The sequence below is a fragment of the Kitasatospora sp. NPDC094019 genome (assembly GCF_044764505.1).
Lineage (GTDB): Bacteria > Actinomycetota > Actinomycetes > Streptomycetales > Streptomycetaceae > Kitasatospora.
In genome coordinates this window covers 76,576-88,578 of record NZ_JBIWIF010000021.1, presented here as the reverse complement: position 1 = coordinate 88,578, position 12,003 = coordinate 76,576, and the positions used below count along the sequence as shown (strand labels likewise).

The following is a 12,003-nucleotide window of genomic DNA, read 5'->3' as shown; positions in this document are numbered from 1 at the left end:
ACGCACCGGTCGGCGCTACGCTTCACAGAGGATTTCGTGACGAATGGGAGGTTCGGATGCCCGGCCGGCAGAGCGCAGAACGGTTCGCCGCCGAGGCGGACGCCGGTCCGACGTGGCTGCGGAGCAGCGTCGCGCCCAAGCTGCACCTGACCGCGAAGTCCTGTCGGGCGTTCTTCGAGGAGCGCCTCGCCGAGGCCGGCGCGACCTTCGCGGCCTGGACGGTGCTCGCCGCCCTCAAGCTGGAGGGCCCGATGATCCAGCGCGCGCTCGCCCAGTACCTGAGCATCGAGGGTCCGACGCTCTCCCGACACCTGGAGTCGATGGAGCGGCGCGGCCTGGTCGTCCGCAAGCGCACCGACGTCGACCGCCGGGCGGCGACGGTGGAGATCGCGCCCGACGGCGAGGAGATGTACAACCGGATCTCCTCCGTCGCGATCAGCAGCCAGCAGGACATGCTCAAGGGCCTCAGCGACCGGGAGGTCGCGCAGCTCGGGACGCTGCTGGACCGGATCCTGGAGAACGTCGGGCCGCGTTGACGGTGGGTCGTGTTTGACGGTGGGTGGTGGCGGCGCCGGGCCGCGTCGACGGTGGACCGTGTTTGACGGTGGGTCGTGGCGGCTTCCGGAGCGCGCCGACGGCGGGTGGGCCGACGGCTCGTCGCGCCCGTCGATCGCCGCACCCGCCGTCGGCAGGGCGTCAGTCCGCCGTGGCCACCGGTGCGGTGCGCGCGAGCAGGCGGAGCGCGCCGGACGGGCAGAGCCGCACGGCCTCCTCCACTCCCTCCCGGTCGGCGCGCCCCAGGCCGTCCAGACCCTCGCGCAGCAGGACCACGATGCCGTCGTCGTCCTGGTCGAACACCTCCGGAGCGGACAGCACGCACTGTCCGGCGCCCACGCAGTCGTCCTGGAGCACGTCCACGCGGAGCGTGTCGGTGTCCGTGTCGGCGGCGCCGCTGCCGTTGTCGTGGCTGCTGCCGGTGCTGGTCCCGCTCCCGGTGCTGGTCCCGGTCCCGGTGCCGTGGCGGGTGGATCCGTCGGTGAGGTGGTTCTCGGTCATGCCTCGGCCCCCCAGGTGATCAGAAGTTCGTTGACGCCTTGCACCGTGCCGCCGTCGCGCAGCACCAGGTCGTCCTGGTCGACCGCGAGCCGCAGGTCGGGGATGCGGGAGAACAGCGCGGGCAGCGCGATCTGCAGCTCCGCGCGGGCGAGGTTCTGGCCCAGGCACTGGTGCACCCCGTACCCGAAGGCGAGGTGGTGCCGGCTGCCCCGGGCGATGTCGAAGGCGTCCGGGGCGGTGAACGCGGACGGGTCGCGGTTGGCCAGCGAGTGCGAGACCACCAGGCTGTCGCCGCGCTTGACGGTGATGCCGCCGACCTCGATGTCCGCGACCGCCACCCGGGTGCCCGCGATGTCCGCGATCGACAGGTAACGCAGCAGTTCCTCGACCGCCGGCCCCACCAGCGCCTCGTCCCCGCGCAGCTTCGCCAACTGCTCCGGGTGTGCGAGCAGGGTGATCACACCGAGGGTGATCATCGACGCGGTGGTCTCGTGCCCGGCGATCAACAGCATCAGCGCGTTCATGATGAGTTCGTGCTTGGCCAGTCGGTCGGTCGCCACGTGCTCGGTCGCGATCCGGCCGATCATCCCGGCTCCCGGCTGCTTCAGGCAGGCCGAGATCAGTTCGTCGAAGTACGCGATCAGCAGCCCGACCGACTCGATCGCCTGCTCCGGGCTCTCCGCCTGGACCAGGTTCTGACTGGTCTCCTGGAAGAACGTGTGGTCCGAGTACGGCACCCCGAGGATCTCGCAGATCACCCGGGACGGGACCGGCAGCGAGAACGCCTGCACGAGGTCGAGCGGGCCACCGCGCGCCAGCATCTCGTCGATGTGTTCGTCGACGATCGCCGTGATGCCGGGCCGGATCGCGTTGATGCTGCGGACCGAGAATTCCGCGAGCATGGTCCGACGGTGCCGGGTGTGGTCCGGCGGGTCCATTCCGACGAAGGACGGCGGTTGGAACCGGATGCCCTCCATGCGCTCGGAAACTATCGGATATCCCGGATTCATCCGGTCCGCGGAGAGGCCCGTTCCCCCCAGCAGTTGCCGCGCCGCCTCGTACCCGCTCACCACCCAGGCCGGCGACCCGTCGTAGAGCGTGGCGGCCCGGACCGGCGCGCCGTCGCGGAACGCCTGGTAGCCGGTTGGCGGGAGATACGGGCAGGTCCGGTCCTGCGGGAACCGCGGCGGATCCGCGGCCGGGCCGGCGCGCCCCTCCCGGACCGGTTCGCTTTCGGTGTTGACGGTCTCGCTCATGCGACCCCCTCGGATCACCTGGATCGACTTCCGTGCCGACAGGCAGGCTATGGTTGGGTGATTAATTTTCGATCAAATGAATTGCGGGCCGTTCGGCCGAATCCGGAGCTTTCCGCTGGAGTTTCCCGCCGGAGCTTTCCCTTGGGCTTTCCCGTCGGACTCTCCCCTCGGACTCTCCCGCCGGGGTTCTTCAGCGGAGCTTTTCGCCGGATGACCCGCCGGCCCGGAAGCGGCGGCGCAGCCGGAGTTCGAGCGGATGCTCCACGAAGCGGTAGAAGAAGGCCGAGACGGCGAGCGTGACGGCCAGTGCCAGCACCGCGTGCCCCAGGTGTCCGGTCCGCGCCGGCACCGGATCGGTGAAGAAGTCCGCGACCTTGCGGCCCGGGGAGGCGGCCAGCGCCACCGGCAGGATCACCGTGAACTGGAAGAGATAGAAGGCGTACGACCACTGACCGAGCCGCACCATCGGCCGCGAGCGCAGCAGCGAGGGCCCGCCGTCCAGGTCCCGCCGGGCCAACGCGGCGATCAGCAGTGCGAAGAACGGGGTGAGCGCGGGGTCGACGGCGTCGAACAGCACCTGTGCGCGGAACGCCTCGCCGCGCAGCAGCCAGAGCGTGACCAGCGGCACCAGCAGGGCCGCCAGCGCCACCTCCACCCGGACCGCCCGCCACCCGCGCCGCACCGCGATCGCCGCGGCCACGCCGATCAGGAACTGCGGGATCCGCGCGACCGGCGCGTAGACCCCGAACACGGCCGGCCCGTAGCCGTCCAGGCTGGACACCCGGAACACGGGCGGGTACGCCACCCAGAGCCCGATCCGCACCGCCCACAGCACCACCACCGACCCGGCCACCAGCACGACCAGGCGGCGCGTCGACCAGCCGGTCATCCGGCGGGCGATGCCGGGCAGCAGCGCGTAGAAGAACGCCTCGCAGGAGAGCGACCAGGTCACCGGTGTCGCACCGGTGAGGATCCAGTCCGGTACCCATGCCTGCACCAGCAGGATCGCGGACAGCGCGACCACCAGCAGGTGCAGCGGCGAACCCGAGTCCTTGTTCGGCAGCGCGAACAGCGTCGGCAACAGCGCGGCCACCGCCAGCAGCGGCCACACCCGGGCGAACCGGCGGCCGTAGAACGAGCGCGCGGAGTCGGCGCCCGTCCACGTCCAGGCGAGCACGAAGCCCGACAGGACGAAGAACAGCGAGACCCCCGATTCCCCGAGCGAGAACAGGCCCCGGGTGTGCGGCAGCGGCAACAGGATGTTGAGGTGCGACAGGAAGACGCCGAAGGTGGCGATCCAGCGCAGCCCGGTGAGGGAGTCCAGCCGGACGCCCACCGGCGCCGGGGGAGCGGTCCTGGGGGGACTGCCGCCCGTGGGCGGGCCGCCGCGCTTCTCGACCGACGCGCTCGACATACGGCCCTCGCCTCCACTCGCTCCGGCCCTGCCGTCCGGACCCGTGTGTGCACGGGCCCGCTCCAGGGGCAGAGCCATCCCACCGGGTGGCGATGAAGCCGGGGTCAAGCGGGCGCAAATGCCCCCCGGCTTCCGTGGCCGGGACGGCCGGGACGACGATGGGGCACTGTGTCGACCAATCATCCTGCCAATTCGCCGGCCGACGGAGACCCGCCGCCGGTCCCCGCCGTTGCCGTCGCTCCTCCTGCCGCGCCGCCCCCGGCGCCGCCGCGGTCCCGCTACCGGCGGCTGGCCAGGGGAGCCTTCGCCGACCTCAGCCCCTTGCGCGACCACGCCGACTACCGGCGGGTGTGGTTCGGCCAGTCCATCTCCTCCGTGGGCCAGCAGATGACGGCCGTCGCCGTCTCCGTCCAGGTCTACGACCTGACCGGATCCACCTTCGCGACCGGTCTGGTCGGCCTCTTCTCCCTGGTCCCGCTGGTCGCCTTCGGCCTCTACGGCGGCGCCGTCGCCGACACCGTCGACCGCCGCCGCCTCGGCCTGATCGGCTCGGCCGGCCTCGCCGTCGTCTCCGCCGTCCTGGCCACCCAGGCGATAGCCGGCCTCGGCCTCGTCGCGGTCCTCTACGCCGCGGTCGCCCTCCAGGCCGCCTTCTTCGCCCTCGCCTCGCCCGCCCGCTCGGCGATGATCCCGCGCCTCGTCCCCGCCGAACAGCTCCCCGCCGCCAACGCCCTGAGCACCGTCAGCATGAACCTCGGCCTCACCGTCGGCCCCATGATCGGCGGCGTCCTCATCGGCGCCTACGGCGTCCAGGCCGCCTACCTGGTCGACACCGTCGCCTTCGGAGCCACCCTCTACGCGATGTGGCGCCTGCCCGCCATGCGTCCGCTCGGCGAACGCAAGGGCCGCGCCTCCGTCCTCGACGGCCTCCGCTTCCTGCGCGAGCAGCCCAATCTGCGCACCAGCTTCCTCGCCGACCTCGCCGCGATGATCTTCGGCATGCCGCGCGCCCTCTTCCCGGCCCTCGCCGTCACCTTCTACGGCGGCGACGCCCGCACCGTCGGCCTCCTCGCCGCCGCTCCCGCCGTCGGCGCCCTGACCGGCGCCCTCTTCTCCGGCTGGGTCGGCCGCATCCATCGCCAGGGCGCCGCCGTCATGGCCGCCGTCGCCGCCTGGGGCCTCGCCATCGCCGCCTTCGGCCTGGTCCACAACCTCTGGCTCGGACTCCTCCTGCTCGCCGCCGCCGGCTGCGCCGACACCATCAGCATGATCTTCCGCAACACGATGATGCAGGTCGCCGCCCCCGACGAGATGCGCGGCCGCCTCCAGGGCGTCTTCGTCGTGATCGTCGCCGGCGGTCCCCGCCTCGGCGACTTCGAGTCCGGCGCCGTCGCCTCCCTCACCAGCCCGACCGTCTCCGTCGTCACGGGCGGCCTCGCCTGCGTCGCCGCCATCCTCCTCCTCGCCGCCCGCCGCCCCGCCTTCCTCCGCTACGACGCCCGCCACCCCACCCCCTGACCCGCACCCCCACCCACCCCCCGCCGAACCCTGCAGCGAGCACCCCCCGACGTGCTGTATTGTTTTCCTCGTCGCCCGGACAACCGGCCGACAAGGTCGAGAAACCCGAAGCAGAGCCCCCCAGGCTCCGCCCGGGCCACGAGACCACGGGACGTGGCGCAGCTTGGTAGCGCACTTGACTGGGGGTCAAGGGGTCGCAGGTTCAAATCCTGTCGTCCCGACGTGAGTCGGAGAGGCCGTTGGCCGGGTTAACGCCCAGGTCGGCGGCCTTTTGCATGATGGTCCGTCAGGGGCCAGAGGAATTGGTTCGCATACTGCTTGGGACCACTTTGGGACCAGCGGGCTGAACTCGACACCACTACCTTCAAGCAAGTGCCCGAATCGCCCGAATTCTAGGTCACGCTGAGTGACCGTTGTCGAGTCGAGACCATCGAGTTTCGGTCACATTGCTGGCAGGAATCCGGCTTGTGTGGCGATAGTTGGCCAAGCGTGACCGCCTATCAGGTGGCGAGTCTGTGTCGAGGTCGACACATCTGCCGTCGCCGGAGGCCGGCTCCTCGTCCGCGTAGAGCTTCTGGCTGCTTTGCTCCGTAGCGCTCCGTGACGTTCGTTCGTCTGACCTTGGTGACTGGTCCCTGCGGCTCGTTTCGGTTGGCCGGTCGTCTGTAGGCTCTGCGGACTCGATGGAGGTGTCAGTGCGACGGCACAGCGACTTCACCAGGTACCGGTACTGGTCGGCTCGGCAGATCCGCGTGCTCGAACGCGACAATGGACTCCGGCTCGGACGCTTGTGGCAGGCCGCATCGGTCAGCACCCCGGATTCCTTCTTCGGCGTCCCGCTTCCAGTGCTCGGCTTCCAGCGTGCGGAGGCCCGCGAACGCAGTCGGCGGCGAGGTGCAGATCGGCTGCTGGCCGCAATGGCGGTCGGATCGCCGTCACCTACGAGGAGCCGCAGGTGCTGCTCGCCAGCGGACTGGGCCGGGTCAGTTTCTCGGCCTTCACCGACGGGCCGGCCAGGGACAAGGGGCTGGTGCTCCATGCCCAGACCTGGAGTACCTCTGGCCAGAGGGTCGATCTGTGCCTGTTCGGCAGCGTGGACAACGCCGCCGACTTCCGCGTCGGCGAAGCGATTGAAGGAAGCGCCTCGTTCGCGTGGCACGCGGTCGCCGAGCTCTTGGAAAGCCGGGGCACTCGGAACAGTTCGCAGTGGGATGAGCCAGGACGTGCCGTCGAGGCCCTGAAGATCGCGCTTGGAGACAGGGAGCGGGCTGAGGATGGCGGACGAAGTCGTCGAAGGCCCGTTCGCCGTCACGGCTCACGTACCAGAGGGGAAATGCGCTGCCGCTGGTGTAGCTCCCGACGATCGGGGCCCACTGGGATGCGGAGGTGCAGATACCGGCGTTGAGGCCGTTGCCCTTCGCCTCCGCAATCCAGTCGCTGATGAAGGCCGCGTTGGCCGAGGTGCTGCTGCCCCAGTACGTGCCGGGGCCTTCGACGTTCAGCCACACCATGCTGCACCGGACGTTGTTGCTATTCAGGCGGCTGGCGAGGTCACTCACCTGCCCCGCGGCGTTGCCGCAGGAGAAGCAGGGGAAGTGGCTGATGTGGACGTCCGACAGGCCGGCGCCCCACGCGTTCTCCACGTTGGCCACCATGTTGGGGTCCACGCGGCCGATGGGCTGGTAGCCCCTCACGATCGCGAACTCGACGCCCTGCGACTTCAGGCTGCCGAAGTCGGCCGCTGACGTCAGCTGCGTTAACGCCACACCCTGGTGCCGGACGGCTTGGTGGATTCCATGGACGCTCCAGTTGCTTGTTGCCGAGAGATTCATCGCAGGATGCATTCACTCGGCCGCTCTACGTATCGGTCGGCGTGATGCTAACCGCTTCGGCGGATCCGACGCCATGATGCCCAGCGTGCCTCGGGCGCCCACGGAGTCGTCGCCCTCGGCACCACTGCCGACAGGGGCAGCGGCCTCCAGGTGCCCGTTCACGTCCCGCCCGGCGTCTGCGGCCCGCCGGTGCTCGGTGTCGGAGCCCTCGGCCCGGACTTCAGCCACCAGTGCGACATCTGGTAGCCGCGCCCTTTTGGCCTCGTCGCCATTGCGTTCGGATCGCCGTCACGATGAGAGGCCCGAACGCGCCCCAGCGAAGCAGCGTTCCGCGAACGATCGCCCGGCCGGGCGTGGGCCTGGGAAAGCCGGACTGACCCGGCAGGCGGGCCGACTCCAGCGGCACGACCGACTACTGCTGCGCCACGAACCTTCGGACAGCTGGGTGAGGGCTCGGGTCAGGCCCAGGAGCGCGGAGGTGTCGGCGTCGGTCGGGAGGGCCGCGACGCGGGTGGCGAGGTCGCCCTCGCACGTTCCCCAGGCCGCGATCAGCGCGTGGCGGGAGAGGTCGATGCAGTAGCGGGTCATGAAGTTGTGTCTCCGGTCCGCTTCGGTGCGGCATCTGCCTCAAGGAGTTCTGACTGATAATCAGGAGTTTTCTTCGGTGAATCGTCAGGCGCGGGTGGTTGACCTTGAATCCGGGCGAGGGTGGCCGTTCCTGGGTCTTTACCACGCTGGGTGCGGTGGTCCGGTGACTGTGACGGCTCCGGGCCCACCGCGCCGTCCCAGTCCGGGCCGACCGCACGTCGCACTGCCCCGGCCAGTGGCTGCTCGTCCCGACGGGCGGCCACCGACCCCTCCGTGCGCTCCAGCCCTCCGATCCTTGTGGGGCCGTTAGCGCTACCGGGATCTGGCCGTTCCGCCCGCACCACCCTCACTGAGCGCACCACCGACCGCAGTCAATTTCACCTACAAGGCGGACTCCTGGTGAGGAGAAAGCCGCGATGGCAATCAGGGCCCCGATGCCTACCAGGTGACCGTGGACGGACACGGCCTCTCGCACGCTCACGGCGTCTGGGCCGTCCCGGCATGGATCATCGGTCAGGCCGACTGGACCGAGTTCGCGCAGGAGGAGCCGGACGAGTGGACCGGCGCGGCCGGTCGGTCGGCCGCCCACCGGCCGCCCGTACGCTCTGGTCAGGCGGCGACCCGGTCCACTCGCATGACCTTGCACTGGATCGTGCCGCCGACCTCGACGATGTCGGAGACGTCGGTCTTCGCGAGCTGCCCGGGCGCGACAGCCGCCGACCAGGCAGCCGCGCCCGAACCGGGAGGACTTCGCCACCGGGGCGGGGGCGGCGCGCCATACCCGTGTTGAGGTCCCCAGCCCGGTTGTTTCGCCGGCGGAACCGGACCGCCCGGTCCGGGGCGCTGTTGCCCGCCGGAGTCCGGGTTCGGCTCCTGCCGGCCCCGCTCGGATGCCGTGGAGAGCGGTGCTTCCGGCCCCGCAAGCCTCAGCTCCACGGTTGCCCCGTGGCGGCCAGTGTGGATTGAAGTGGCCAGCGGGCGGCACCTCGCCCGCCTCGTCGTTTGGCACAGGCCCGCAGATCTGGGTGGGCGGTTGACGGCGACGGGCCGGGCCTCCGCGGACGAATCCGTGCCCGCGCGGCACATCCTCTTCGATCCCGCCTCCGTCGAGCCCGTGCGGAACCAGCCGCCAACGCCGTAGGAGGGCGCAGGTGTCCAGGCCGCACGGCGTGCGCAGCTGGGGGCCCTTCCTCACGTCGGGGTTCGCGGGGGAGTGCACGGCCAGTGCGGCGGGCTCGACGCCGTCCGGACCGAGGGCCTGCCCGGGCTCCGTCTTGAACAAGACGACGGTCGATCCCCTGAATCGGGGTTCGGGCACCCCGGGAAGCTCCACACCTGGGGTGACCTTTCGTGGCCAGCGCCTTCCACTGGCTCGGGTTGCTCGTTCGGGGGTATTTGGCGAGTTTTCCGAGCGGAATAGCCCCAGATGAGTACGCTGATCTCATGGGAACAGTGTTGCCAAGTCCTGCCATTTTTGCGGAAGTTGGCTTGACGTGATGTGGGTTGGTGCGAGAAATTTTCGGCATGAACCCACAGTCGTGGCTGGACGCCTACGTGGAGCGCAATCTGGTGGCCCTCGGGCGGGCGCGAACGGTGGCCGAGGACGTTCTCGCCGAGGCCATGGTCACCGAGCGCTCGAAGCGCCCGGAGCCCGATGCCGTGGCCGGCAGTGTTGTGGGCATGGACTTCCGGGACCGGTTCCTCCTCGCGGCTTCGTCCATGGACGGGCTTTCGCTGAGTGTTCGGCCGGTTCACAACCGAGGCGTGCGGCTGGTCGAGCGTGGCTCGGGCCTGGAGCTTCCGCTCCGCAAGGTACGCGCCCTGCCGGCGGCGCGAGCCGCCGTTCGGGCGGAGGTCGAGGTTCCCAGGCACGCCACTCAGGAACTATTGTTCGATACGCCGATCGGCGTGGATCTTCTACCGGAGGGCACCTGGCCTTTGGTGGTTTGGTCGCTCGGCGTGGACGGGCTGCTGAGCGAGTTCACTGCTCTCGTGGTGGACAGCGTGAAGAAGCTGGACACGGCGAATGCGTTGGCCGCTGTGTGCATCCCTGCGGTGGCGCTCGCCGAGAGGACCGGCCTTCGCGTGGTCGGCCAGGCCGTGCACGACGACTTCGAGGACCTCGTCGGCAAGGTCGCCGCAGCGGCGGAGGAAGCAGGGGATACGGGTACCGGAGCCTAACGGCGCCAGGGAGAAGTGGAGAGGTGGACTGCTGTGGCTGACACGGTGCTGGTCTATGGACACCGGGTCCGTCAAGCGAGGACGATCCGCAGCAGTCCGATCAAGCCGTTGGCCGAGATGCTCGGGCTGACGCCTTCGGCCTGGACGGCCCTTGAGCGTTCGGCCGGCACTCGTATGCCCGTGCTACGGGTTCGAGCACTCGCACTGCGGTTGCGCTTCCCCCAGGAGTTCTTCACCTCGCCCCCCGCAGGGCTTCCGGTGCACCGAGGCTCGCTGCTCTTGAGGGCGAAGAAGAGCATCAAGATCGCCGAGGTCGATGCTTTGACGGCGTTCGCGGAGATGGTCCAGGAGCTCTGGCAGGTGCTGTCCCAACACGCAACTCATCCGCCGTTGCGGCTCCCCAAGAACCTGCTGGCTGGCACGACTCCCGAAGACGCTGCTGCCCTGACCCGGCTGGCTCTCGATCTGGAAGAGGGAGAGCCGATCCCTCATGTGACGCACGCTGTCGAGCGGGCCGGTGTGCCCATCGTTGTAGCCGACATCGGCATGCCCGACGCGAAGCACGATGCCTTCTCCGTATGGACAGGTGACTTTCATGACGAGCCGCTGATCGTCGCGCGCCCGGTTAACTCCTGGGAGCGGACTCGCTGGTCCATCGCCCATGAGCTGGGGCATCTGGTCATGCATCACGGCGCTTTGCCTGAAGCGGCCGAGGACGAGGCGAACCGCTTCGCGAACGCCTTTCTCTTTCCACCCCTGGCGCTGGAGATGGAGTGGCCGGCAACGGCTACTTTGGCGACCCTCATGCCGCTCAAGCGTCGGTGGCAGATGTCGCTGTCGTCGCTGATCATGCATGGACGGCACAACCAACTCCTCGATGAAGCGCGGGCCACTGGCCTGTTCAAGCAGCTCTCCGCCCGCCGTGACTCCGTGACCCATGTGACCTGGCGGGTACAGGAGCCCGCCTGGGACGAATTGGAGCCGGAACGACCGCGACTGCTTGCGGTTATGACAGAGCGTGGCATGGATGAACGGCCCTCTGCTGAGCTGTTCTCGGCGCTCACGGGCGGTTGGTCCAAGGACCTGATGCAGGAAGTCGTGGACGGCCAGCGCCCGGCTCCCGTCAAGGCTGAGGCCAAGCGGGGATTGGCCTCAGAACCAGTGTCCAACGTGGTCGATTTCCGGCGCCGCGCATAAAGGTTTGTGAGTGCGCCCACGAGTAGGCAACTGGAAGGGACGCCTGGTGCCGGAGAGTGGACGTCAGCGGCAGGTCGCCGCTCTTCGGAGAGCGAGCCGTGGCAAGACACTGGCCAAGCGGTCCGCAGCCGAGCGGGGTCTGGCCGAAGCTGTCATTTCCGGGGTGGCAGTCACGTTTGCGGAAGTCTCCCGGCGCTCCGGGGTATCCACACGCTATCTGCGGAGCCAGGACGACCTGGCCAGCGCCATCGTCGCGCTGCGAGCCGGCAACCCCAGGAGCGCCACGAACAGTGCCGGCCCAAGCCGAGCATCCATGGCTGCCCTTCTTGCGGCCAGAGTGAGTCTGCTTGAACAGCTATTGCTGGACGCGCGCAGTCAGCTGGCTGGTGTGGAGGCCGCCGGCTGCCTGCCGGAGCAGACCGTTGCCCAGGTGTGGCGTGTCGACGGCCAGGCTGACATCCCATCCTGATGAGAGTGTCTGCCGTTCCCGAACCACATTCGGAAACGATCACGAGCCGGCCACTGCCTGCGGTCTGCCCGAGGTTGGGTCGGCGCGGGTGGGCCTGTCGGGACGGAACAGACCGGATCGCGGCCCATGCCTCTGTTTCGGATCCTGTGGGATCACCGCGCGCCTCCCAGGCGCGGGGGCTTGGCGCCCGACAGGATTCGGAGGAGAGGGCCGGGGCCGCCGGCGGGTCACGATGAATCCGCAAAGACTGCCCCGGACCCCGTGATCAGCGGAGGAACTGGCCCAGGGCACCGCCGAGGGCGGTCGCAAGGGTCAGGACGGCGGCGAAGGCCATGGCTCCGCGTGTCAGGGCCGCAGGAAAGCTCGCGCCGTCCAGGCGCGCGAGCAGGCATGCGGCTGCGGCCACCAGAAGCGCGAACACGGCCACGAGAGCGGCGGCGAGCAGAACAACGGCAGTACGGTCCACAATGCTGTCCTTCGAACGGTTCGGCT

Annotated in this window: 10 protein-coding genes and 1 tRNA gene; 7 read left to right on the top strand and 4 right to left on the bottom strand. The window is 69.5% G+C overall.

Annotated elements, in window-relative coordinates:
• The first annotated feature begins 56 nt into the window (after nt 1-56).
• Nucleotides 57-536 (top strand): MarR family winged helix-turn-helix transcriptional regulator, encoded by a 480-nt coding sequence (locus ACIQ9P_RS33210; protein ID WP_402364719.1) that lies wholly within the window; start codon nt 57-59, stop codon nt 534-536.
• 160 nt (nt 537-696) lie between these two features.
• Here ACIQ9P_RS33210 and ACIQ9P_RS33205 read toward each other — a convergent pair whose 3' ends face one another.
• The 3 genes from ACIQ9P_RS33205 to ACIQ9P_RS33195 all read right to left on the bottom strand — a co-directional run bounded on the left by ACIQ9P_RS33205 (nt 697) and on the right by ACIQ9P_RS33195 (nt 3,726).
• Nucleotides 697-1,056: a ferredoxin gene (locus tag ACIQ9P_RS33205; protein WP_402364716.1), complete on the bottom strand. Its 360-nt coding sequence runs from the start codon at nt 1,054-1,056 to the stop codon at nt 697-699.
• Entirely contained in the window at nt 1,053-2,312 is a 1,260-nt protein-coding gene (locus tag ACIQ9P_RS33200; protein WP_402364713.1) for a cytochrome P450, read from the bottom strand. Before ACIQ9P_RS33200 ends, ACIQ9P_RS33205 begins: the two co-directional genes overlap by 4 nt.
• A 190-nt stretch (nt 2,313-2,502) precedes the next feature.
• Nucleotides 2,503-3,726 carry an acyltransferase family protein gene (locus ACIQ9P_RS33195; protein WP_402364711.1) on the bottom strand — a complete coding sequence of 408 codons (1,224 nt, stop codon included), beginning with the start codon at nt 3,724-3,726 and terminating at the stop codon, nt 2,503-2,505.
• A gap of 321 nt (nt 3,727-4,047) precedes the next feature.
• On the opposite strand from ACIQ9P_RS33195, the gene ACIQ9P_RS33190 reads away from it, so the two are divergent.
• The 6 genes from ACIQ9P_RS33190 (at nt 4,048) to ACIQ9P_RS33165 (ending at nt 11,511) form a co-directional block, all read left to right on the top strand.
• On the top strand, nt 4,048-5,244 hold the full coding sequence (locus ACIQ9P_RS33190) for an MFS transporter (RefSeq protein WP_402364708.1): 1,197 nt from the start codon (nt 4,048-4,050) through the stop codon (nt 5,242-5,244).
• A 147-nt stretch (nt 5,245-5,391) separates the two neighbouring features.
• Nucleotides 5,392-5,465: transfer RNA gene (locus tag ACIQ9P_RS33185), tRNA-Pro, on the top strand.
• Between the two features lie 1,165 nt (nt 5,466-6,630).
• Complete coding sequence (locus tag ACIQ9P_RS33180; RefSeq protein ID WP_402364705.1) at nt 6,631-6,930, top strand: hypothetical protein; 300 nt, start codon at nt 6,631-6,633, stop codon at nt 6,928-6,930.
• Between the two features lie 2,258 nt (nt 6,931-9,188).
• Nucleotides 9,189-9,845 carry a hypothetical protein gene (locus tag ACIQ9P_RS33175; RefSeq protein WP_402364702.1) on the top strand — a complete coding sequence of 219 codons (657 nt, stop codon included), beginning with the start codon at nt 9,189-9,191 and terminating at the stop codon, nt 9,843-9,845.
• A 33-nt stretch (nt 9,846-9,878) separates the two neighbouring features.
• Nucleotides 9,879-11,042, top strand: coding sequence for an ImmA/IrrE family metallo-endopeptidase (locus ACIQ9P_RS33170; protein ID WP_402364699.1), 1,164 nt, complete (start codon nt 9,879-9,881; stop codon nt 11,040-11,042).
• Between the two features lie 163 nt (nt 11,043-11,205).
• The gene (locus ACIQ9P_RS33165; RefSeq protein WP_402364696.1) at nt 11,206-11,511 is read left to right on the top strand and encodes a hypothetical protein; all 306 of its coding nucleotides are present in this window, start codon (nt 11,206-11,208) and stop codon (nt 11,509-11,511) included.
• A gap of 265 nt (nt 11,512-11,776) precedes the next feature.
• Here ACIQ9P_RS33165 and ACIQ9P_RS33160 read toward each other — a convergent pair whose 3' ends face one another.
• Nucleotides 11,777-11,977 (bottom strand): hypothetical protein, encoded by a 201-nt coding sequence (locus ACIQ9P_RS33160; RefSeq protein ID WP_402364693.1) that lies wholly within the window; start codon nt 11,975-11,977, stop codon nt 11,777-11,779.
• Nucleotides 11,978-12,003: the final 26 nt, after the last annotated feature.

Coding starts and splice junctions, on each gene's coding strand:
- ACIQ9P_RS33210 (WP_402364719.1), top strand. CDS start 57: ATGCCCGGCCGGCAGAGCGCAGAACGGTTCGCCGCCGAGGCGGACGCC.
- ACIQ9P_RS33205 (WP_402364716.1), bottom strand. CDS start 1,056: ATGACCGAGAACCACCTCACCGACGGATCCACCCGCCACGGCACCGGG.
- ACIQ9P_RS33200 (WP_402364713.1), bottom strand. CDS start 2,312: ATGAGCGAGACCGTCAACACCGAAAGCGAACCGGTCCGGGAGGGGCGC.
- ACIQ9P_RS33195 (WP_402364711.1), bottom strand. CDS start 3,726: ATGTCGAGCGCGTCGGTCGAGAAGCGCGGCGGCCCGCCCACGGGCGGC.
- ACIQ9P_RS33175 (WP_402364702.1), top strand. CDS start 9,189: ATGAACCCACAGTCGTGGCTGGACGCCTACGTGGAGCGCAATCTGGTG.